Here is a 22,758-nt window from a genome sequence, read left to right on the forward strand (position 1 = left end):
GTGCGCCGCGGGGTCCGCGCCCGACGGCGGCCCGGCACGATCAGCCGGCCGGCGCCACGACCGGCGCCGGCGAGGCGTTCACTGCCCGGTCACCACCGCGGCCTGGGGGCGGATCGGGAGGCGGTTGACCGGGCGGCCGGTCGCCGCGCGGACGGCGGAGGCGATCGCCGCCGGTGAGGTCACCACCGGTACGGCGCTGACCGACTTGGCACCGAAGGGCGCGACCACGTCCCGTTCCTCGACCAGCTTGACGATGCGGATGTCCGGCGCGTCCAGGGCCGTCGGGAGGGCGTAGCCGGTCAGGTCGGGGTGGCGGACCAGCCCGCGCGGGGTGCGCAGGTTCTCGGTGAGGGCGATGCCGACGCCCTGGGTGACGCCCGCCTCGATCCGGGCGACGAGCTGCGCGGGGTTGAGGATGCGGCCCACGTCCTGGGCGACGGCCAGCTCCACCACGCGTACCGAGCCGATCTCGATGTCGACGTCCACCACCGCGCGGATGGCGCAGAAGGCGAGGCCCACGAAGGCGTCGCCCTGGCCGGCCGCGTTCAGCGGTTCCGTGGGGTGCGGGCGGCACTGGGCGGTCGCCCACAGTTCCTTGCCGTCCAGTGCCTCGGTGACGGTCGTCGACAGGACGCCGTCGTACGAGGTGATCTTGCCGTCGGTGATCTGGAGCAGCTCGGTCGACATGCCGAACTTGTGCGCGAGGGGCTGGAGCAGCTGGGTGCGGACCATCTTCGCCGCCCGCTCCACCGCGCCGCCGGACACCCAGGTGTGCCGGCCCCGGCAGCCCGGCCCGGCCGGCGGCTGGTCGGTGTCGACGGGGGCGACGTGGACCTCGTCGATGCCGAGGGTGTCCTGGACGATCTGCCGGGCCAGGGTGGTGAAGCCCTGGCCGGTCTCCACCGCCGCGCAGAGCACGGTGGCGATGCCGTCGTGGACCTTCACGGTCGCCGTGGAGACCTCGTCCGCGCCCTCCGCGCCGAGCATGTGCACCATGCCCAGGCCGTAGCCGACGCCCCGGCGCACCGCGCCCGGTTCGCCCGCGCCCTCGGGGCCGCCGGGCAGCAGCCACTCGTCCTCGGGGGCGTCCTTGGGCAGCGCCGGGAGCGGGAAGTCCCGTACCGCCTGGAGGAGTTCGGCGACCGGCGCCGGGCAGGTCACTGTCTGGCCGATCGGCAGTACGTCGCCGGTCGCGAGCGCGTTGCGCAGGCGCAGCTCCGCCGGGTCCAGGCCCAGCTTCTTGGCCAGCTTGTCCATCTGCGCCTCGTAGGCGGCGCACACCTGCATGGCGCCCTCGCCGCGTACATGGCCGGAGGGCGGGTTGTTGGTGCGGACGGCCCAGCCCTCGATGAAGGCGTTCGGGACGACGTACGGGCCGCAGGCGAAGGAGACGGCGGCGGCCAGGGCCTCGGCGGAGGTGTCGGCGTACGCGCCCGCGTCGAGCAGGATCTGCGCCTCGACCTTGATCAGCCTGCCCTCGGCGTCGGCGTGGTGGCGGTAGCGCAGGAGGGTCGGGTGGCGGTGGGTGTGGCCGAGGAAGGACTCCTCGCGGGTCGCCGTCAGCTTCACCGGGCAGCCGGTCTTCAGGGCGAGCAGGCCGAGCGGGAGCTGGAAGCCCTGGTCCTCGCGGTCGGCGGTGGCGCCGGGCACACCGGTGACGACGATCTTCACCTGATCGGAGGACAGGCCGTAGCAGGCGGCGGCCGTGTTGCGGTCGGTGTGCGGGTCGGTGGAGGCCAGGTACAGCTCCACTCCGCCGTCGGGGCGGGGCACCGCGAGACCGGCCTCGGCGCCGATGGGGGCCGGGTCCGCGCGGCCGATGCGGTACTGGCCCTCGACGACGACCTCGCCGGCCGCGCCCGGGTCGCCGTGGTGCAGCGGGATGTGCCGGATCAGGTTGCCGTCGGGGTGCAGCGGCTCGGCCTCGAAGGCCTGCTCGGGGTCGATCACCGGGTCGAGCACCTCGTACTCGACGATGACGGCGGCGGCGGCCATCCGCGCGGTGTCCGGATGGTCGGCGGCGACGGCGGCGATGGGCTCGCCGTGGTGGCGTACGACCTCGGAGGCGAACACCGGGCGGTCGGGCGTACCGCGTCCGTAGCGGGGGGTGCCGGGCACGTCCTCGTGGGTGACGACGGCCCGTACCCCCGGCATCTCGCGCGCGTGGGTGGTGTCGATGGAGAGGATGCGCGCGTGCGGGTGCGGGGAGCGCAGGACGGCGGCCCAGAGCAGGCCCTCGGCCCACAGGTCGGCCGCGTACGGGAAGGTGCCCTCGGTCTTGGCGCGGGCGTCCGCGGGGGGCAGGGAGGCGCCGAGGCCGTGCGGCAGCGGATCGGCCGCGGGGGCCGGTTCCGCGGCGGTGGGCGCCGTGGCGGCATCGTTGCTCACGCCTGGCCTCCGTCCTGGCCGTAGTGCCGGTCGTGCGGGCCCTCCGGTGCGCCGAAGGATCCCCGGTCGTCGAACGGTCGCTGATCGTCGAACGGTCGTTGATCGTCGAACGCTCCCGAGGTGTCGAAGGACCCCGTGTCGTTGAAGGACCCCGGCTCGAAGGACCCCGTGTCGTTGAAGGACCCCGGCTGGAAGGACCCCGTGTCGTTGAAGGACCCCGGCTCGAAGGACCCCGTCGCGTTGGATGATCCCGTTCCGTTGGCGGATCCGGGAGTGCCGAACGCTCCGGGGGCCTCGAACGCCGACGGGTTGACGCCGCCGGCTCCGGGAGCCGCCTGGTGCGGAATACGTGCGCCGTCCGCGTCCGTCTCACCGTCGGGGCCGGCGTGTGCCTCGCGTTCGGCGACGACCTCCTGGACGGCGTCCAGGACGCCCCGGTAGCCGGAGCAGCGGCACAGGTTGCCGCACAGGGCCTGCCGGGCCTCCAGTTCGGTGGGGGCCGGGTTGCCCTCCAGCAGGTCGTGCACGGTCATCGCCATGCCGGGCACGCAGAAACCGCACTGCACGGCGCCGCACCGGGCGAGCGCCCGTTGCACGTCGGAGGGGCGGCCGTCGGCGGCGAGTCCTTCGACGGTGCGGACCTCGCTGCCGGCGGCGGTCACGGCCGGCACCAGGCAGGAGGCCACCAGCCGCCCGTCGACCTGGACGTTGCAGGCCCCGCACTCGCCCTGTGAGCAGCCGTCCTTGGCGCCGGCGAGGCCGAGCCGCTCGCGCAGGACGTACAGCAGGGACTCACCGATCCAGGCGTCGGAGACGGGGCGGTCGGTGCTGTTGACGCGCAGGACGTAGGAGGCGAGGGGGTGGTCGTCGTGCGGGGGCTCCGCCGCGGCGAGGTCGTCCCGCTCGGCGGCATCCCGCGCGGGGTCCGGCTCGTGCGCCGCCGCCGGGTCGGCGTCGTCGTCCGGCGCGGGCTCCTCGGCCTCCTCGGCGGCTTCCGGCTCGGCCGGGGTGTCCTTGGCCGTCTCCCGCTCCACCGGAGGCTCAGCGGGCGCCCCAGTGGCCTCCACGGCCTGCCGGGCGTCCGGGTTCTCCTCAGCGTCAGGGGACTCCTCGGCAGCCCGGAACTCCTCGGGCGCCGGGGCGGACCGGGCCGGCTCCTCGGCCCCGTGGGTGTGGGCGTACGGCCCGGGGGGCGACGGGAATCCCTCGTGCCCGTGTTCCGCGGGGGCCGCCGAAGGCTCCGGTGCCCAGGGCTGTCCCGCCGGCTCGGTCGCCCAGGGCGCGGAGGCGCCGCCGGGGAGGGTGGCCGGAGGGGTGCCACCCCACTGCTCGACCAGCGCGGAGGTGGTGAACTCGCCCGATTCGTCCGGGAGGTCGCCTCCGGCGACGGGGATGGACCACTGCCCGGTGACATCGTGACCGGAGCCGGGTGCCGCCGTGGGCTCCTCGAACGTCCACTGCTGGGTGGCGGCGGGCCGGTAGGTGAACCGGTCGTCGCCGGCCTGCTCCTGGGGCGCGGCGTTCGGGTCGGGCCACTCGGCGCCACCGGCGGGCATCGCCCAGTGGCCGGTGCCGTCGGCTTCGCCGCCCGGGGCGGCCGTTATCCGCGGCGGTACGTAGCCGTGCCCCGGCGCGGCCAGCGGGCTGTCACGGGACAGCAGGGCGTCGATGCCGCCCTCGGGGAGCTTGACGAAGGCGGTGGCGCCGTCGTCGTAGTCGCCCTGGGGCAGCGGGTCCCAGCGGCCACCGCCCTGGGGCGCGCCCTCCCGGGCCTCTCCGTGCTGGTCGTCGGTCACGACAGCGCCCTCCCCAGTGCTCGTCGGGCCAGCGCGGCGACGGTGCGCCGCAGGTGCAGTACGGCGGGCGGAAGCGGCGGTACCGAGCCGTCGGGTTCCGGGGCCGGATCGGGGATGCAGGCCGCGGCGACGTACTCGCCGAAGGCGCTCAGGGCCTCGGGGACGAGCGTGCGGTCGTTGTCCCAGTCGATGAGCCGGCCGACCCACTGCTCGGCCTCCAGGGGCCGCAGCGGCATGGGCGCTATGGCCCCGACCGCGCAGCGGATCCCGCGCCGGGCCGGGTCGAGGACGAGGGCCACCGAGGCGACCGCGCGGCCCGGGCCGGTACGGCCGGTCGCCTTCAGGAAGACCTGGGGGGCGTGCAGCAGCGGCACGCGCACGAAGCCGATGAGTTCGCCTCCGCGCAGCATGTCCACGCCGGCCAGCAGGTGCGACACCGGGATCTCCCGGCGGGCTCCGCCCTGGCCCGCGATGATCAGCGTCGCCTCCAGGGCGGCCAGCACCGGCAGCGCGTCACCGGTGGGCGCGGCCGAGGCGATGTTGCCGCCCAGGGTGCCCGCGTTGCGGATGTGCGGCGGCCCGGCGGCGCGCGCGGCGGCGGCGAGCGCCGGGATGAGGGCCGCGAAGTCGGGGCGACCCATCCGGGCGTGCGTGAGTCCGGCGCCGAGCAGCGCGTGCCCGTCCTGGTACTGCCAGCCGCGGATCTCGCTGATCCGGCCGAGTCCCACCAGGGCGGCCGGCCTGAGCTGCCCGGAGTTGACGGCGGCCATCAGATCGGTGCCGCCGGCCACCGGGACGGCGGTGGGCGTGGCCGCGAGGGCCGCCACCGCCTCGTCCAGCGTCGTGGGCAGCGTGACGGCCTGCCCCGCCTGCGGTGCGTGCGTGGTCAAACCGGCTGCCCCTTCCCGCTGCCCCACTGGTCCCGCCTGTGTGGCCGTACCGTACGTGCTCACAGGGCGGACGTGGCAACTCTGGCACATCTTCGCAAGACCTGAACGCGGGGGTCGGCCAGGAGACGTTCGCCCACCTCGCCAGCAGTTTGGGCGGTTTTCGTGCGACATCACCGGTGCACACCGATTGACACTCTTCGGTGATGTCCGAGGCTTTTTCCCTTACTTGTTCGGGGGTGGTCCCTCAAGGGGCCGGCCCAGCACTCCGGGGCGGCGCTGCCAGGGCAGTGGCCCGGTGGGCGGCCGGTAACCGACACCCAGGGCGTCGAGCCGCGGGTAGTGGGCGGCCATCCGCCGCTCGAAGTCCGCGAAGTCCCGCTCCGCCGGGGCGGGCAGGCGGCTCCAGGCCACCTCGGCGAAGGCGGCGAGCCTGGGGAATGTCTGATAGTCCACGCGCGCGTGGTCCTCCATCACCTCGGTCCACACGTTGGCCTGAGTGCCCAGCACATGGCGGGCGTGCTCCGCGCCGAGGTCCGGGGGAACGGGTTCGAACCGGTAGACGTCCTCCAGGGTGCGGACGTAGCCGATGGGGACGGGCTCGTCCGCGCCGTCGGCCTGCCGGTGGTCCAAGTAGACCTGCTGCTCGGGGCACATGACGACGTCGTGGCCGGCCCGCGCGGCGGCGATCCCGCCCGCGTAGCCGCGCCAGGAGGAGACCGCGGCGCCGTCCGCGAGACCGCCCTCCAGGATCTCGTCCCAGCCGATGAGCCTGCGCCCGCGCGCGGAGAGCCAGGTGTCGAAGTGCCGGACGAACCAGGACTGCAGTTCGTCCTCGTCGGCCAACCCGAGTTCACCGATACGGGCTTGCGCGGCCGGTGACAGCCTCCACTGGTCCTTGGGGCACTCGTCGCCGCCGATGTGCACGAACCGCGAGGGGAAGAGTTCCAGGACCTCCTCGAAAACCCCCTCGTAGAAGCGCAGGGTGGTGTCGGTGGGGGCGAGTACGTTGGAGGAGATTCCCCAGGTGTCCCCGACGGAGAGGGTGGTGGTGTCGATGACGTCGGTGTTGCCGAGTTCCGGGTACGCGGCGATGGCGGCCTGCGAGTGGCCCGGTACGTCGATCTCGGGGACGACGGTGATATGCCGCTCGGCGGCGTAGGCGACGATCTCCCGGATGTCGTCCTGGGTGTAGTAACCCCCGTGCGGCTTCTCCTCCCACAGGGGTGAGGCACGGTGGCCGAATTTCGTCCTCGCCCGCCAGGAGCCGACCTCGGTCAGCCTCGGAAACCGCCGGATCTCGATCCGCCAGCCCTGGTCGTCCGTCAGGTGCAGATGCAGCACGTTGAGTTTGTGCGCCGCCATCAGGTCCAGGTAGCGCAGGACGCCGTCCTTGGGCATGAAGTGCCGGGCGACGTCGAGCAGGAGGCCGCGCCAGCCGAAGCGGGGCGCGTCCTCGACCGTGACGTACGGCAGGCCCCAGTCCCGCTCCGCCCGCAGCGGGGCCCGGCGGAACGCGTCCGGGCCGAGCAGCTGCCGGAAGGTCTGGGCGCCCCAGAAGACACCGGCCGCGCTGCCGCCCTCGATACGGCGCGCCCGCCCGTCGAGGACGAGTCGGTAGCCCTCCGCGGGCAGACCGGGTTCGACGCTCAGCACGATGGCGTCACCGCTGTCACCGCTGTCACCGCTGTGGCCGCCGTCGGGAAAGGGCAGGCCCGTCGCGGCGCCGACGGTCGCGCGCAGCCAGCGCGCGACCCCCTCGGTGCCGGGCCCCGCCGCCAGCCGGGTCCGCGCGTCCAGGCGCGCGTGGCCGGGCTCGTTCCGCACCAGGCGCCGCGGCGCCGGAATCACATCCACCAGATGGCTCCCTCGACCGCCTCGTCACCCGCCCGGCACCGCGAAGGCCCCGGCGCACGCCGAAGCGTGCCCGGGGCCCGGCCCGGCACCCGCGGATTACTTCTCGTCGCCCTCGTCGCCGCCGCTGCCCATGGACTCGTAGATCTCCTTGCACATGGGACACACGGGGTACTTCTTCGGGTCGCGGCCCGGCACCCACACCTTGCCGCACAGCGCCACGACGGGAGTGCCGTCGAGGGCGCTCGCCATGATCTTGTCCTTCTGGACGTAGTGGGCGAAGCGCTCGTGGTCGCCGTCGCCGTGGGACACCTGTGGCGTCGGCTCTACGAGGGTCCCCGTACCAGTCCCGCGCTCGGGCTCAAGAGTGCTCATACCAGCCAGGGTACTGAAGCTCACAGGCATCAGTTGAGCGAAGGGTCGTCCGGATACGTGGCCACCATCGCCAGCTCGTTGCGCTGCCGGCGCAGCACCTCGCGCCACAGGCGTTCCGGCGAGGGGGAGGACACGTCGCCGGGCTCCGACTCGACGACGTACCAGGCGCCCTCCACCAGCTCGTCCTCCAGCTGACCGGGCCCCCATCCGGCGTAACCGGCGAAGATCCTCAGGGAGCCGAGGGCCGAGGCCAGCAGCTCGGGCGGGGCCTCCAGGTCCACCAGCCCGATCGCGCCGTGCACCCGGCGCCAGCCGAGCGGGGCCCGGTCGGTGTTCCCGCCGCCCGGGATGACCGCGACACCGAGCGCCGAGTCCAGCGACACCGGGCCGCCCTGGAAGACGACTCCGGGCTCGTCGGCCAGCTCGGCCCAGCCCTCCAGGATGTCGCCCACGTCCACGGGGGTGGGGCGGTTGAGGACGACACCGAGGGACCCCTCCTCGTCGTGGTCGAGGAGGAGCACCACCGCGCGGTCGAAGTTCGGGTCCGCCAGGGCGGGCGTGGCCACGAGCAGCCGCCCTGTGAGCGAGGACACCTCGGTCATGCCAGACATGATCCCGCATCTTCCCTCCGCGTGGGGAGGCAATCGGGCGCCGAGGGTGAACGCAGCTCAGGGCGACGGAGGCGCCCCCTGGCGTACACCCGGGCCGGTGACCGCACGTACCCGGTGGGAAACCGTTCGTGTTGTGACACAGCCATGACCCCGCCGGGTGGTACTTGGGCTTACTAGAGGGGGGTAATCGACGATTACCCTGTCTCTCTCTGGCCCTGCCCCACTCCACGGAACGCGAGATTCATGACCGTCAACGACGATGTCCTGCTTGTCCACGGCGGAACCCCGCTGGAGGGCGAGATCCGTGTCCGCGGTGCGAAGAACCTCGTACCGAAGGCCATGGTCGCCGCGCTGCTGGGCAGTGCGCCGAGCCGACTGCGCAACGTTCCTGACATCCGGGACGTGAGAGTCGTACGGGGCCTGCTGCAGCTGCACGGGGTGACGGTCCGTCCGGGTGAGGAGCCCGGTGAGCTGGTGCTCGACCCGACCCACGTGGAGAGCGCGAACGTCGCCGACATCGACGCCCACGCGGGCTCCAGCCGTATCCCGATCCTGTTCTGCGGTCCGCTGCTGCACCGCCTCGGGCACGCGTTCATCCCGGGTCTGGGCGGCTGTGACATCGGCGGACGGCCCATCGACTTCCACTTCGACGTGCTGCGGCAGTTCGGCGCGGTCATCGAGAAGCGGGCGGACGGGCAGTACCTGGAGGCTCCGCAGCGGCTGCGCGGTACGAAGATCCGGCTGCCGTACCCGTCCGTCGGCGCGACCGAGCAGGTGCTGCTGACGGCCGTACTGGCCGAGGGTGTCACGGAGTTGTCCAACGCGGCCGTCGAGCCGGAGATCGAGGACCTCATCTGCGTGCTGCAGAAGATGGGCGCGATCATCGCGATGGACACCGACCGCACGATCCGCATCACCGGTGTCGACCAGCTCGGCGGCTACACCCACGCGGCCCTGCCGGACCGGCTGGAGGCCGCGTCCTGGGCGTCGGCGGCGCTGGCCACCGAGGGCGACATCTACGTCCGCGGGGCCCAGCAGCGGTCGATGATGACGTTCCTGAACACCTACCGGAAGGTGGGCGGGGCGTTCGAGATCGACGACGAGGGCATCCGCTTCTGGCACCCCGGCGGGCAGTTGAAGTCCATCGCGCTGGAGACGGACGTGCACCCCGGCTTCCAGACCGACTGGCAGCAGCCGCTGGTCGTGGCGCTCACCCAGGCGACCGGGCTGTCCATCATCCACGAGACGGTCTACGAGTCCCGCCTGGGCTTCACCTCCGCCCTGAACCAGATGGGCGCGCACATCCAGTTGTACCGCGAGTGCCTGGGCGGCTCCGACTGCCGCTTCGGCCAGCGCAACTTCCTGCACTCCGCCGTCGTCTCGGGCCCCACCAAGCTGCAGGGCGCCGACCTGGTCATCCCGGACCTGCGAGGCGGCTTCTCGTACCTCATCGCGGCCCTGGCGGCCCAGGGCACGTCCCGCGTCCACGGCATCGACCTGATCAACCGCGGCTACGAGAACTTCATGGAGAAGCTGGTGGAGCTGGGCGCGAAGGTCGAACTCCCCGGCAAGGCCCTCGGCTGACCGGCACGCGCCCCTGACCCTCCGGCCCGGGGCGCCCCCAGGCCCCGGCTGGGGGTCCGGGGGTCATCCCCCGGGCAGACACAGCATGGAGAAGCTGGTGGAGCTGGGCGCGAAGGTCGAACTCCCCGGCAAGGCCCTCGGCTGACCGCACGCGCCCCTGACCGGCAGACGTCCTACGACGATGGGGCGGCCCCCCTTGGAGGGGCCGCCCCATTGGCGTTGCTGGGCCCTAGGGGGCCTCGTACGCCGTCCCGTGGCGTACGACCGGCAAGGTCACTTGCCCTTGGCGGCTTCCTTGAGCTTGGAGCCCGCGGAGACCTTCACGCTGTAGCCGGCCGGGATCTGGATCGGGTCGCCGGTCTGCGGGTTGCGCGCGGTGCGAGCGGCACGGTGGGTGCGCTCGAAGGTCAGGAAGCCGGGGATGGTGACCTTCTCGTCGCCCTTGGAGACGATGTCGCCGACAACCTCGGCGAACGCGGCCAGCACGGCGTCGGCGTCCTTGCGGGTCACCTCGGCGCGGTCGGCCAGCGCGGCCACCAGCTCACTGCGGTTCATGTTGTTACTCCCGTGTTCTTCTTGCCGTTGAGGCGTGCCACGCGGCGGAGCCGCATGTAAGGCGCTGGGTGGAATCCGATGCGCTCGCGCCCGAAGACGCATCCTGCCCCTACCTGCGGCGGGAAAGCCAATCCGGCACCCCCAGGAGTCGTGAGAACACCCTTGGGAGTCACACGGAAAGCGGCCTGAGCCCGCCGACACCCTAGAGGGGCACTCCACGGCCCGGGTTCCCCGACGCGCCGGGAGCAGGGGCCGCCGTGGGGATCGTCACAGACCCCGCACAGCGCCCTTGCACCCTACGGGACGCCTAGGACAGGGCGCTGACCGCCCTGGCGGCTTCCCGGACCGCGCCGGCCACGGCACCGGCGACCTTGTCGTTGAAGACGCTCGGGATGATGTAGTTCGGGTTCAGCTCGTCCTCGGTCACCACGTCCGCCAGAGCCTTCGCGGCCGCGAGCATCATCTCGGTGTTGACCGTGCGGGACTGGGCGTCCAGCAGACCGCGGAAGACACCCGGGAAGACCAGCACGTTGTTGATCTGGTTGGGGAAGTCGGAGCGGCCGGTGGCCACAACTGCGGCCGTCTGACGTGCGATTGCCGGGTCGACCTCCGGGTCCGGGTTCGCGAGCGCGAACACGATCCCGCCGTCGGCCATGGCGGCCACGTCGTCGCCGTCGAGGACGTTCGGGGCGGAGACGCCGATGAAGACGTCGGCGCCGCGCACCGCCTCCTTCAACGTGCCGGTCAGGCCCTCGGGGTTGGTGTTGTCGGCGATCCAGCGCAGCGCCGAGCCGGTCGGGGCGTCCACCAGGTCCTCGCGGCCCGCGTGCACGACACCGTGGATGTCGGCGACGACGGCGTTCTTCACGCCCGCCGCGAGCAGCAGCTTGAGGATGGCCGTACCGGCCGCGCCGGCGCCGGACATCACCACGCGGATGTTCTCGATCGCCTTGCCGGTGACGCGCAGCGCGTTCGTCAGGGCGGCCAGGACGACGATCGCGGTGCCGTGCTGGTCGTCGTGGAAGACCGGGATGTCGAGGGCCTCACGCAGCCGCGCCTCGATCTCGAAGCAGCGGGGCGCGGAGATGTCCTCCAGGTTGATGCCGGCGAACCCGGGGGCGATCGCCTTGACGATCTCGACGATCGCGTCGGTGTCCTGGGTGTCCAGGCAGATCGGCCAGGCGTCGATGCCGGCGAACCGCTTGAAGAGGGCCGCCTTGCCCTCCATGACCGGCAGCGCGGCCTTGGGGCCGATGTTGCCCAGGCCCAGCACGGCCGAGCCGTCCGTCACGACCGCAACGGAGTTGCGCTTGATGGTCAGACGGCGGGCGTCCTCGGGGTTCTCGGCGATCGCCATGCAGACGCGGGCCACGCCCGGCGTGTAGATCATGGAGAGGTCGTCACGGTTGCGGATGGGGTGCTTGGACGCCATCTCGATCTTGCCGCCGAGGTGCATCAGGAACGTACGGTCGGAGACCTTGCCGAGCGTGACGCCCTCGATGCCGCGCAGCTGTTCGACGATTTCGTCGGCGTGCGAGGTGGAGGTCGCCGCGATGGTGACGTCGATCCGGAGCTTCTCGTGCCCGGAAGCGGTGACGTCGAGGCCGGTGACCGAGCCTCCTTGGGACTCGACGGCCGTGGTGAGCTGGGAGACCGCGGTTCCGCTCGCGGGCACCTCCAGCCGGACCGTCATCGAGTAGGAGACGCTGGGCGCCGTTGCCATGGCCGACTTCCTCTGCTTTCACCGTGTCCTGAAGAGTGCCGTCCGATCGTCGCACCTACCGCCGAGTAGGCGTTAGCCCGGCTGGATTGCGAACGTATTGTTCGCAGCGAAAAGAGGCCCACGTCACACGATGGTGACGTGGGCCTCTTCCTACGTTCATGACACCGACCCGCCATGCTCGCCTCGCGGCAAGTGGTCGCTCGTAGCGACGAAGGTTGGGCCCGGGGGCTTGGATCGGGCCGGTGCCACACCCAGGCTAACAAACAGATGCCGCAAGGCCATTCCCGTCGCCGGAGTTCGGGTCAAGTTCACAGGAACGGCGGCGGCGGTCTCAGTCCCGCAGCAGGTCCGGCACCCCCGCCGCGTCCGGCTCGTCCCGCTCCCCCGAGACCACCGTCAGCTGCTGGGTCGCCCTGGTCAGCGCGACGTAGAGCACGCGCAGCCCGGCCGGCGACTCGTCGGCGATCTCGGCGGGCGACACGACGACCGTGGCGTCGTACTCCAGGCCCTTGGCCTCCAGACTGCCCAGCGCCACGACCCTCCCCCAGTCCCGGCTCCGCCCGTCCGGCGCGACCTCCGCGCCGAGCCCGGCCAGCCAGCGCCGGGCCTCCGCGCGCCGGTTCATGGCGACGACCACGCCGACGGTGCCGTCCACCAGGTCGAGCAGCCGTTCGGCCTCGGCACGCACGGTCTTGTCCAGCGAGTCCTGTACGACGGTGAAGCGGGGCCGGACCCCGGTGGACCGCACCGCGGAGGGGGATTCGGAGCCGGGCATGGCCAGCGCCAGCACCTTGGCGGCCAGCTCGGCGATCTCGGCCGGGTTGCGGTAGTTCACCGTGAGCTGGAAGCGGCGGCGCGGGCGGCTGCCGAGGGCCTCGTCGCGGGCCTCGGCGGCCTCGTCCGGATCGGACCAGGAGGACTGGGCGGGGTCGCCGACGACCGTCCAGGTGGCGTGCCGGCCCCGACGGCCGACCATGCGCCACTGCATCGGCGTCAGGTCCTGCGCCTCGTCGACGATGACGTGCGCGTACTCGGTGCGCTCCTGTGCCAGCCGCTCGGCCCGCTCGCGCTGTGTCTCCTCACGCACCGGCATCAGCTCGTCCAGCCCGGTGAGCTGGTCCAGCGGGTCCAGCTCGCGCTTCTTGCGGGGGCGGGCCGGGGTGCCGAGGAGCGACTGCAGCTCGTCGAGCATCGCGATGTCGTGCACGGAGTGGCCGTCCCGCTTGAGGGAGCGGGCGACCCTGCGGACCTCGCCGGGGTTGAGGATGCGGCGGGCCCAGCGGCCCAGGCGCCGCTCGTCCGCCATGGCGGTGAGCACCGCCTTCGGGGTCAGCTCCGGCCACCAGGCGTCGAGGAACGTCAGGAAGCTGTCCTCGCTCGCCACGTCCTCGTCGAACGAGGAGCGCAGCTCGGCGGCCAGCTCCGGGTCCGTGTGCCGGCCGGCCGCGCCGGAGCGCGCCCACAGCGCGTCCAGGAGCAGCTTGCGGGCGCGCGGGCGCAGCAGGTTGACGGGGGCGGTGCCGCCCAGCGCGGTGCGGCGGACCCGGTCCAGCTCGGCGGCCTCCAGCTCCAGCCGCCGTCCGAAGGCGACGACCCGCAGCCGGGCCGGCGGACCGGCCGGAGCCTGCGCCGCCGCCCCCGCCAGGCCGTCGTCGTCGGTGTCGCCGAAGGCGAGCTGACCGGGGGCGGGGGCGGGGGCGGCGGTTCCCAGCTCCAGCGCCCCCCGCGCCGCCTTCCGCAGCACCTTCAGCATCCGGTACGACCCCTTGGCGCGGGCCACGGCCGGGGAGTCGTAGAGGGTGGCCTCGGCGCCGTCGACGAGGGAGCCGATGGCGCGGATGGCGACCTGGCCCTCCTCGCCGAGCGAGGGCAGCACGCCCTCCGTGTACGCCACCAGCAACGGGGTGGGCGAGACGATCAGGATGCCGCCCGCGTACCGCCGCCGGTCCTGGTAGAGCAGGTACGCGGCCCGGTGCAGCGCCACGGCGGTCTTGCCCGTGCCCGGACCGCCCTCGACATAGGTCACGGAGGCCGCGGGGGCACGGATGACCAGGTCCTGTTCGGCCTGGATGGAGGCGACGATGTCCCGCATGGTGTGGCTGCGGGCCTGGCCGAGGGCGGCCATGAGGGCGCCGTCGCCGATGACGGGGAGTTCACGGCCGTCGAGGAAGGCCGTCAGCTCCGGACGCATCAGGTCGTCCTCGACACCGAGGACGCGGCGCCCCTTGGAACGGATGACCCGGCGCCGTACGACCCGGCCGGGGTCGACCGGGGTGGAGCGGTAGAAGGGGGCGGCGGCCGGCGCCCGCCAGTCGATGACCAGTGGCGCGTACTCGGAGTCCAGGACGCCGATGCGGCCGATGTGCAGGGTCTCGGCGATGTCGGCCGTACGGTCGTCCCGTACCGCCCCCTCCGCCGGCTCGACGGCGGTGTAGGCGCCGTCCGGCCCCTTCTTGCCGTCCTTGCCGGGCAGCAGGTCGATCCGCCCGAAGAGGAAGTCCTCGAACTCGTTGTTGAGCCGGTTGAGGTGCACGCCCGCGCGGAAGACCTGGGCGTCCCGCTCGGCCAGCGCGCCGGGCGTGCCGACCTGGCCGCGCTGGGCCGCGTCGTTCATCAGGAACTCGGCCTCGTGGATCTTCTCCTCAAGACGCCGGTACACCCGGTCGAGGTGTTCCTGTTCGACGCTGATCTCGCGGTCCCGCACCGAGTCCGGTGCGGCGCCGACCGCGGTTTCCTGCTGAGCCTGAGCGGCCACCGGGCCCCCTTCTGACGTGCTGGGCAGCCGTCAACCGTACGCGAAGGGGGCCCGCCGAGGCTATGTGGCCGCGCTACGCGGCCACATTGACGAGTTTCTTCCCGTCGAAGGTCATGATCTCGAAGTGGTCGATCTCGTTCGGTGCGAAGGCCGCGCCGCCCTGGGCGTAGAGCGGCTGCTTCGCCTCCTCGGTCTTGGCGTTCGGGATGCCGTAGCCCCATTCCGGGACCGACCACGAGGTCATGGTCTCGCGCTCGCCGTTCTTGCCGACGGCGATGAGCGAGCACTTCAGCGGGCCCTTGACGTTGCTGATCTGGACGACCGCGCCGGTGCCCCAGGCCTTCTTCGCCATCGCCACGGTCGCGCTGACCTTGGTGGTCGGGTCGGTGGCCGTCACCTTGTCGGACATGGTGTTGAAAGTGTCCTTGGCGGTGGCCGCGAGCGGTGTGGCGCTCTGGCCGGAGTTGCCGCCGCCGGTGGCCGCCATCACGGCCAGGGGGCCGCCGGCGATCAGCGCGACGGACGCCGCGAGCATGTAGAAGGTGCGGCGGCGCTTGACCGCGCGACGCTCGGCGACGTCGTCGACCAGCTTCTCCACCAGCCGTGGGCTGGGCTTCGCGGACAGCGACTCGCCGATCGCCGGTGTGCTGCCGGAGCCCGGCAGGTCCGCGAGCGCGGCCAGCATCGGCTCCATTCCGGCCAGCTCGTCGAGCTGCTGCGCGCACCACTCGCAGGTGGCGAGATGCGCTTCGAAAGCGGTTGCTTCCGCGTCGTCGAGAAGGCCTAGGGCGTAGGCGCCGACGGTTTCGTGCTCGTTGGGCACCGGTCCCTGGGTGGGGCTCATGGGGCCAGACATACCCGGACCACCCGTGCTGAATCCGCTGTGTCCCCCGTATCCGCTCATCACGCCGTCACCCCCCGCTCCTCCAGTGCCAGCTTCATCGACCGCAGGGCGTAGAACACCCGAGAGCGCACCGTGCCACTGGGGATGCCCAGCGTCTCGGCCGCCTCATTGACGGTACGACCCTTGAAGTACGTCTCGACGAGGACCTCCCGGTGGGCAGGGGTCAGGTCGTCGAGCGCGTCCGACAGCGTCATCAGCCACAGCGCCTTGTCGATCTCGTCCTCCGCGGGGATGACCTCCAGCGGCGACGGATCGACCTCCTGCGGCCGGGCCTGCCGGCTGCGGTGGCCGTCGATGACGATGCGTCGAGCGACCGTCACCAGCCAGGGGCGTACCGATCCGGTCGCCCGATTGAGCTGACCGGCGTTCTTCCAGGCACGGATGAGCGTCTCCTGCACGACGTCCTCGGCTCGCTGCCGGTCTCCGGCGACCAGCCTGAGGACATACGCAAGCAGGGGTCCGGCGTGCTCTCTGTACAGAGCACGCATCAGCTCCTCGTCAGGTTCCGAGGGCTGGGACATGCGATGTCGGGCCCTCGTTCCACGTTCATTGGCCACGGCCGCATCCTTGCGCACGCCCACCTCCGGTGTCCGGGGGTTCCCCCAGTCGGTCGCTCGCCCACCCGTACGGATGTGGCCCGCGTGGCGTTCAAACCGGGGTGACAGATTTCTTCGGAGTGACGTGACGAGCGGGACATGCGTGCACATTCCCACTGCGTGATCTTTACATTTCCGACACATCGCCTGGGTTGCGGGAGCTGCCCGCAGGCGAGCAGAAACAAACATCGGTGTTGTCGAAATCACTTCGGCGCCAGACCGGGGCGTAGCTCTCCTAAGGGGCTTAGGAGACATTCACGCTCGAGCGAGCGCCGCCCGCCGCCGGTGCCGCGCGACCCGTTCACGGTTCCCGCAGACCTCACTGGAACACCAGCGCCGGCGCCGCCCCCGGGACGTGTCCAGGTACACGAGGGGGCAGTTGTCCCCCTCGCACTCCCTGACGGCCGCTCGGGCGACCGGGTCGGTGAGCAGCTCCACGGCGTCCCGGGCGACGGCCCCGAGCAATGCGGCGCACTCGGGCGGGCCGGCCAACGCCCGGACGAACGCCCCGTCTTCGCCGCGCACCGCACGCGGGGCGGGCGGCGCGACACGGGCGGCCTCGTTGACCCGGGCGAGCGCGAGGTCGTACGGCCGCGAGTCGCCCACCGCGCCGGCGCGCACCAACGTGCTCACGTGACCCCGTAGTTCGCGGAACCCGAGGAGCCAGGAGGCGTCGGCGTGCGCCAGCGGAGTACGGGGCGGGACGAGCCCGGCGCCGACGATCCAGACGCGCAACGCCTCGACCGCGTCGAGCCGTTCGCCGGGATGCGTGGTCGCGAGGAGATCCAGACAGCTGCGCCCGGCGTCGAACCGCAGCTCGTAGGGGGCCGAGACCGAGACCGTACCCAGTGCCATGTGCCTGCCACCGCCTTGGACAGGGAAACCAGGGTGGGAGAAACCGTTCCCCCGACCACAGTGCCCGGCGGGCGGGGCTGCCGGAACCCCTCGTACAGCGGCTGGGTGGAGCCGGGCGGTCACGGCCCCCACGAACCCCGGGCGGGCGGCGCGCTACTCACACCCGTCGTTCAGGCATCCGCCGCTGTCCGCCGCTATCCGTCGCTGTCCTTCACTGTCCTTCACTGTCCTTCACTGTCCTTCACTGTCCGTCGCTGTCCGTCGCTGTCCGTCGCTGTCCGTCGCTGTCCGTCGCTCACGCGTCGGCGTACTTCGCGTCGGCCGCCGGGTCCAGCGCCAGCCGGTACCCCCGCTTCACCACCGTCTGGATCAGCTTGGGCGCCCCAAGTGCCGTACGCAGCCGTGCCATCGCGGTCTCCACGGCGTGCTCGTCCCGTCCGGCGCCCGGCAGGGCACGCAGCAGTTCCGCGCGGGCCACCACCCAGCCCGGCTGCCGGGACAGCGCCCTCAGCAACGACATCCCCGCCGGCGGCACCGGCTTCAGCTCCCCGTCCACCAGCACCGCGTGGCCCCGGATCTCCACCCGGTGCCCGGCGACCGGCAACGCCCGCGCCCGTCCCGGCAGTTCCTGGCACAACAGCTGCACCAGCGGCCCCAGCCGGAACCGCTCCGGCTGCACCGTGTCGATCCCCCGCGCCTGCAGCGGCAGCGCGGTCACCGGCCCGACGCAGGCGGGCAGTACGTCATGGTGCAGGGCGGCCAGCAACTCGTCGAGCAGCCCGCGCTTCTCCGCCCGCGACAGCAGCGAGGCGGCGGCGGGCGCGCTGGTGAAGGTCAGGGCGTCCAGTCCGCGGGAGACGGCCGCGTCCAGGAGCCGGTCCACGGGGCCGATATCCTCCGGCGGCATCCACCGGTAGACCGGCACCCCGACCACTTCCGCGCCCCCGGCCCGCAGCGCCTCCACGAATCCGGGCAACGGCTCCCCGTGCAACTGCACGGCGACCCGCCGCCCGTCGACGCCCTCCTCCAGCAGCCGGTCCAGTACCTCGGCCATGGACTCGCTCGACGGCGACCACTCCTCGGTCAGCCCGGCGGCCCGTACGGCCCCCTTGACCTTGGGCCCGCGCGCCAGCAGTTCCACTCCGCGCAGCCGTCCGATCAGCTGTTCGCCGAGCCCCCACCCGTCGGCGGCCTCCACCCAGCCCCGGAACCCGATCGCGGTCGTCGCGACCACCACGTCCGGCGCCTGGTCGATGATCTCCTTGGTCGCGGCGAGCAGCTCACCGTCGTCGGCGAGCGGCACGATGCGCAGGGCGGGCGCGTGGACGACGGCGGCACCGCGCCGCTGGAGCAGGGCCCCCAGCTCGTCGGCCCGGCGCGCGGCCGTCACCCCCACCGTGAAGCCGGCGAGGGGGCCGTGCTGCCCTGGGGTCGGTCGCTGCTGTTCGTCGTACATGGCTCTCCTACCTTGCCGCATGCCGCCCGTGGCCTGCATGCCGAACGAGCCTGTCAACGGCGCGTGACAGGCTCGGTTCGACTTGATTGCGCCGGTGTTACGTCACACCTCGGCGTAGTTGAGCTGCGGCTTCGCCTCCGCCGCCGCCGTAGCGCGGGTCTGCCCGGCCGGACGGCGAAGGTATACGGCCCAGGTGACGGCGAAGCAGAGGCCGTAGAAGGCGAGGAAGGCGACGAAGGCGCCGGTTCCGGTGCCGTAGGAGAGGAAGGACTGCCGGAAGGCGAGGTTGATGCCCACACCGCCGAGCGCGCCGACCGCCCCGATCAGGCCCATGGACGCCCCGGACAGCCGCCGTCCGTACGCGGCCGCCTCCTCCCCTTCCAGCCCCTTGGCCAGCGCCTTGGTGTGGAAGATGCCGGGGATCATCTTGTACGTCGAGCCGTTGCCGAGCCCGCTGAGCACGAACAGGACGACGAAGACGGAGACGAACAGCGGCAGCGACTTCTGCATGCTGGCGACGACCAGGACGGCGGTCGCGGCGGCCATGCCGACGTAGTTCCACAGGGTGATCTTCGCGCCGCCGTAGCGGTCGGCGAGCCAGCCGCCGACGGGCCGGATGAGGGAGCCCAGCAGCGGGCCGATGAAGGTGAGGTACGCCGCCTGCAGCGGGGTCCGGCCGAACTGGTTGGTGAGCACCTGCCCGAAGGCGAAGCTGTAGCCGATGAACGACCCGAAGGTGCCGACGTAGAGGAAGGACATGATCCAGGTGTGGCCGTCCTTCGCCGCGTCGATCGCCGCGCCGGTGTCGTTCTTCACGGTCGCCAGGTTGTCCATGAACAGCGCGGCGAGTACGGCGGCCACGACGATCAGCGGGATGTAGATCCCGAGCAGCACGCGGGGTCCGCCGCTGGCGCCGATGATGGCGAGGGCGATCAGCTGGATCACCGGCACGCCGATGTTGCCGCCGCCCGCGTTGAGCCCCAGCGCCCAGCCCTTCTTCCGCAGCGGGAAGAAGGCGTTGATGTTGGTCATGCTGGAGGCGAAGTTGCCGCCGCCGATGCCGGCCAGCAGGCCGATCCACAGGAACGTGTCGAAGGACGTCCCCGGCTTCATCACCGCGAACGCGGCGATCGTCGGGACGAGCAGGAGGCTGGCGGAGATGATCGTCCAGTTCCGGCCGCCGAAGACCGCGACGGCGAAGGTGTACGGCACCCGGACGACGGCCCCGACCAGCGTCACCATCGACGTGAGCAGGAACTTGTCGGCGGGGGTCAGCCCGTACTTCGGCCCCATGAAGAGCACCAGCACGGACCACATGGTCCAGATCGAGAACCCGATGTGCTCCGAGAGGACGGAGAAGAGGAGGTTCCGCTTGGCGACCTTCTCTCCGGTCTCGTTCCAGAAGGTCTCGTCCTCGGGATCCCACTGCTGGATCCAGCGGCCTCCCCTGCTGCTCGCGGCGGGGGCTGTACTAGGGGCTGTCATGACGCCTCCACGGTGCTCCGGGGCTCAGGTCCTCCGGCGGTGATGAGCGGTGATGCTCCCGAAGGTAGGGAGGCCGCGTTTCCACCCTGTGCCTGCGAGTGACCGGAAGGGAACGTTGCTCTCACTCGGGCGGGGGGCGGCCGGTGAGGGCGGCTCCGCCGGCGAAGGGGGCGGGGCGGGGCGGGCTGGGCCCGTGCCGGTCGGGCGGAGCCCCTCTCCTCGGCGCGCGGCCGGAGCCGGGGCCGCCACAACTGGACGGCTCAGGCACCGCCGGCTCGTCCAGCCCAATCTACGGCGATATCTCGCCACCTGACTGGATAATCAACTCCCACACCAGGGCAGTACAAGCAGGCGCATCCACCTCATTGTGTCAGCCGTTGTTATGCTGAGGGCCCGCACGACCAGCGGGGGCTTTTCTGGGGGGCCACATGGGGAGCACTGATGTTCAGCCGAAGGTGGACAATCCGCGCCTTGCTGCACTGAAGGCGCTAAGGGCCAATCTTCTGACGCAGACGGCAGAACTCAGAAGGCTGCTGGAGACGACGTCCCGGGACTTGGGTTCCGGAAAAGTATGGGTGGGCAAGGCCGCTGATGCATGGCATTCGGAACTCGAAGGCCGGCGCACACACATGAAGACTCTGATCGACGAGGTCATCCCGGCACTCGACGCCGAGATCGCCAAGTGCCCGGACAAGGTTCCTCCCGGCATGGCCAAGATGATGCGGATGGATCTTGAGGGTCACTGATCGGCACGGTCGACGGACGCGACTGCGGCAGGGGGAAAGGCGTGGCAGATTTCTCGGGCATCGACCCGAATGCCCTACTGAAGACGATCGGATCTTTCAAGGGCGACAAGGACCGGCTGCGCCACGGCGCATCATCGATCAAGAGCCAATTCGCTCGATTCGGCATCGACACCCAGCCGTTGACCAGTCTGGTTGCCCTGTGCGGCTGGCTGGATGACCAGTTGCCCATGCTGCAGCGCCGACAGGCTCTGGCAACCGTCCTGGAGAAGCAGCACCCGGGGCTCGGCAACACCGTCCAGATTCCCGAGCCGTACTCCATGGGAGCCGCCGACGCGGCCCTGTTTCAGCAAGCAGTCGCAAACAAGGACCAGGCATCGATCAAGCTGGTGAAGAATGATTTGCGCAAGCATCTGAATGACACGGAATTCCTGAAGGCGTATTCGGACGCGTGCCCGCCAAATGATGTGACGGCGTTTCAGGGGCTGCCTGCCGAGGTGGCGGACAAGCTCAACCGGATTCGACTTGAGGCGGAGGTGCAGAGGCCGGACTGTCCGCAGCGATTGAAGGACCTTTGGCAGCATCTAGCGAATCCGAAGGACACACTGCACAGGTCGGACATATTCCTGCTCGGTTTCGACAATGTGGATAGCGGCCATATTGCCGTATCATATGGAAATCCGGACAAGTCGGCGAACACGGCAGTTTACGTGCCCGGCACCGGATCGAGCCTCGATGGTGCTTCGAGTGATATGAACCGAGCCCTGACGCTCTATATCAATACGAACATGCAGAAATCCGGCTCCACCGCATCGATCTACTGGCTTGGCTATGATGCCCCGCAATGGGACATTCCCGGGCCGGCCGGGCAGGCCAACGCAGACAACGGGGCACCCAAGCTGGCGGCCTTTGTCAACTCCCTCAAAGTCAATCACATCGGCGCGGGCCACGTGACACTTATCGGGCACAGCTACGGCTCAACCATTGTTGGCGACGCCTTCGCCCATGCAGGAATGAACGCCGACGACGTAATCTTCGTCGGGTCCCCGGGAGTCACGGTCGACAAGGCGTCCGATCTGCACCTCGACCCCAGTCACGTCTGGGCGGGCAAGGCGAAATTCGACCCCGTTCCCGAGATCTCCGCTTCTCTCATTCCGCATGAGTGGAGCGACGACCATCACATCAGATTCGGCAATGACCCGACTTCCTCGACCTTCGGCGGTCGGACCTTCGATACTGGGGATGGAAGCGGGGTCGCGCATGCGCACAGCGAGTACTGGGATGCTGGTCCATCCCTGGACAACATGACGAAAATCGTGCTCGGCCAGAGCAATGAGGTCACGGCGATGCCCACGGAGCAGAAAATCGGCACGCTGCCCAATCTCTCCGACGGTGTGGCCACGGCGCCTGATCTCAGCGGTGCGGTTCTGCAGAACGCCGGTCACGCCATGGGTGACGCGGGAGCGCCGATCGAGCATGCAGGCGACTCGCTGCACGCGTTCGCGACGGCTGAGAACAGTGTTCTTGGCGCTGGCGGTGACCTCCTGAGCGGTGACGTGGATGGCTCGTTGCACGATCTCGGCGATGTCAGTGACGATCTGAAGACCAGCGGCAAGGATGCAGTGCGCACTTCAAAAGACCTCTTCGATTGGTGAGCTGTGAAGATGACGGAACGCTTGCACAAGGGAGCTGCGGCCGCGGCCGTGGCAGCGTTGGCGGCGACAGCAGGCTGCGGAGGGGCGGGGATCGTCGGTACCGACCCCAAGTCGGTGATAAAGAAGGCGCAGACGCTTGCGCAGGAGACACTCGACGCCATCCGCCCGACCCTCGGATCAGCAGCTACGTCGGTCGACAGCAGTGGCTGGCATAAGTGCACGACCGAGACACCTGGTGTGCACAGGTTCACTTACGACTACGTTCTGAAGATCGACGTTCCCAAGGCGGCATCCGGGCCGGTAATGGATGCGGCGAAGGCGCACTTCACCAAGTCCGGATACTCGCCCGACCTTCCGGACCCTGGGACGGCCAGGGTGGGAGCCAGACTCCCCAAGGGCGAATGGTGGGTTGGGGTTGGCGTACAGGACGAGTCGTCGATGTTCATCAGCATCGATTCCGGATGCGTCCCCACATCCTCCGATCCGAAGACCTGACGCCGCCATTCCGCACGACGCCGACGGGGGACAGGTCCTGG

18 protein-coding genes are annotated in these 22,758 nt (G+C 70.9%); 4 read left to right on the plus strand and 14 right to left on the minus strand.

From position 1 onward, the window contains the following. Positions 1-78 precede the first annotated feature (78 nt). The 6 genes from ACFYMM_RS30725 to ACFYMM_RS30750 form a co-directional block, all read right to left on the minus strand. On the minus strand, positions 79-2,388 hold the full coding sequence (locus ACFYMM_RS30725) for a xanthine dehydrogenase family protein molybdopterin-binding subunit (protein WP_388392243.1): 2,310 nt from the start codon (positions 2,386-2,388) through the stop codon (positions 79-81). Continuing rightward, entirely contained in the window at positions 2,385-4,184 is a 1,800-nt protein-coding gene (locus ACFYMM_RS30730; RefSeq protein ID WP_388392246.1) for a 2Fe-2S iron-sulfur cluster-binding protein, read from the minus strand. The genes ACFYMM_RS30725 and ACFYMM_RS30730 overlap by 4 nt, the downstream gene beginning before the upstream one ends. After that, positions 4,181-5,074 (minus strand): FAD binding domain-containing protein, encoded by an 894-nt coding sequence (locus tag ACFYMM_RS30735; RefSeq protein ID WP_388392248.1) that lies wholly within the window; start codon positions 5,072-5,074, stop codon positions 4,181-4,183. Before ACFYMM_RS30735 ends, ACFYMM_RS30730 begins: the two co-directional genes overlap by 4 nt. A 222-nt stretch (positions 5,075-5,296) precedes the next feature. Then, the gene (locus tag ACFYMM_RS30740) at positions 5,297-6,928 is read right to left on the minus strand and encodes a beta-N-acetylhexosaminidase (RefSeq protein WP_388392249.1); all 1,632 of its coding nucleotides are present in this window, start codon (positions 6,926-6,928) and stop codon (positions 5,297-5,299) included. A 96-nt stretch (positions 6,929-7,024) separates the two neighbouring features. After that, positions 7,025-7,300: a DUF3039 domain-containing protein gene (locus ACFYMM_RS30745; protein WP_388392251.1), complete on the minus strand. Its 276-nt coding sequence runs from the start codon at positions 7,298-7,300 to the stop codon at positions 7,025-7,027. Positions 7,301-7,329: 29 nt separating this feature from the next. Next, positions 7,330-7,902 (minus strand): YqgE/AlgH family protein, encoded by a 573-nt coding sequence (locus ACFYMM_RS30750; RefSeq protein ID WP_388392252.1) that lies wholly within the window; start codon positions 7,900-7,902, stop codon positions 7,330-7,332. A gap of 252 nt (positions 7,903-8,154) precedes the next feature. Here ACFYMM_RS30750 and murA point away from each other — a divergent pair, with 252 nt between their 5' ends. Next, positions 8,155-9,495: a UDP-N-acetylglucosamine 1-carboxyvinyltransferase gene (gene murA, locus ACFYMM_RS30755; protein ID WP_388392254.1), complete on the plus strand. Its 1,341-nt coding sequence runs from the start codon at positions 8,155-8,157 to the stop codon at positions 9,493-9,495. 273 nt (positions 9,496-9,768) lie between these two features. On the opposite strand, the gene ACFYMM_RS30760 is transcribed toward murA, so the two are convergent. From ACFYMM_RS30760 to ACFYMM_RS30795, 8 genes are all read right to left on the minus strand, one after another. Next, positions 9,769-10,050: an HU family DNA-binding protein gene (locus tag ACFYMM_RS30760; protein ID WP_004000874.1), complete on the minus strand. Its 282-nt coding sequence runs from the start codon at positions 10,048-10,050 to the stop codon at positions 9,769-9,771. 307 nt (positions 10,051-10,357) lie between these two features. Next, the gene (locus ACFYMM_RS30765) at positions 10,358-11,773 is read right to left on the minus strand and encodes an NAD-dependent malic enzyme (RefSeq protein ID WP_388392255.1); all 1,416 of its coding nucleotides are present in this window, start codon (positions 11,771-11,773) and stop codon (positions 10,358-10,360) included. 331 nt (positions 11,774-12,104) lie between these two features. Then, positions 12,105-14,528 (minus strand): HelD family protein, encoded by a 2,424-nt coding sequence (locus ACFYMM_RS30770; protein ID WP_388392256.1) that lies wholly within the window; start codon positions 14,526-14,528, stop codon positions 12,105-12,107. A 73-nt stretch (positions 14,529-14,601) separates the two neighbouring features. Continuing rightward, entirely contained in the window at positions 14,602-15,372 is a 771-nt protein-coding gene (locus ACFYMM_RS30775; protein ID WP_388392258.1) for an anti-sigma factor family protein, read from the minus strand. Between the two features lie 59 nt (positions 15,373-15,431). Next, the gene (locus tag ACFYMM_RS30780) at positions 15,432-15,953 is read right to left on the minus strand and encodes a sigma-70 family RNA polymerase sigma factor (protein ID WP_010039908.1); all 522 of its coding nucleotides are present in this window, start codon (positions 15,951-15,953) and stop codon (positions 15,432-15,434) included. A gap of 330 nt (positions 15,954-16,283) precedes the next feature. Further along, complete coding sequence (locus ACFYMM_RS30785; protein ID WP_388392261.1) at positions 16,284-16,883, minus strand: CGNR zinc finger domain-containing protein; 600 nt, start codon at positions 16,881-16,883, stop codon at positions 16,284-16,286. A 295-nt stretch (positions 16,884-17,178) separates the two neighbouring features. Beyond that, complete coding sequence (locus ACFYMM_RS30790) at positions 17,179-18,339, minus strand: uroporphyrinogen-III synthase (RefSeq protein ID WP_388392263.1); 1,161 nt, start codon at positions 18,337-18,339, stop codon at positions 17,179-17,181. A gap of 102 nt (positions 18,340-18,441) precedes the next feature. Beyond that, a complete protein-coding gene (locus ACFYMM_RS30795; protein ID WP_388392265.1) occupies positions 18,442-19,824 on the minus strand; it encodes a nitrate/nitrite transporter in 1,383 nt (460 codons plus the stop codon). 428 nt (positions 19,825-20,252) lie between these two features. On the opposite strand from ACFYMM_RS30795, the gene ACFYMM_RS30800 reads away from it, so the two are divergent. The 3 genes from ACFYMM_RS30800 to ACFYMM_RS30810 are packed head-to-tail and all read left to right on the plus strand — an operon-like array spanning position 20,253 to position 22,717. Next, entirely contained in the window at positions 20,253-20,570 is a 318-nt protein-coding gene (locus ACFYMM_RS30800) for a hypothetical protein (protein ID WP_388392268.1), read from the plus strand. A gap of 41 nt (positions 20,571-20,611) precedes the next feature. After that, positions 20,612-22,222 (plus strand): alpha/beta hydrolase, encoded by a 1,611-nt coding sequence (locus ACFYMM_RS30805; RefSeq protein WP_388392270.1) that lies wholly within the window; start codon positions 20,612-20,614, stop codon positions 22,220-22,222. Between the two features lie 9 nt (positions 22,223-22,231). Then, positions 22,232-22,717, plus strand: a complete 486-nt coding sequence (locus ACFYMM_RS30810) for a hypothetical protein (protein WP_388392272.1) — start codon at positions 22,232-22,234, stop codon at positions 22,715-22,717. The last annotated feature ends 41 nt before the right edge of the window (positions 22,718-22,758 follow it).

Origin of the sequence: Streptomyces sp. NPDC006739 (genome assembly GCF_042869815.1) — a bacterium.
GTDB lineage: Bacteria > Actinomycetota > Actinomycetes > Streptomycetales > Streptomycetaceae > Streptomyces.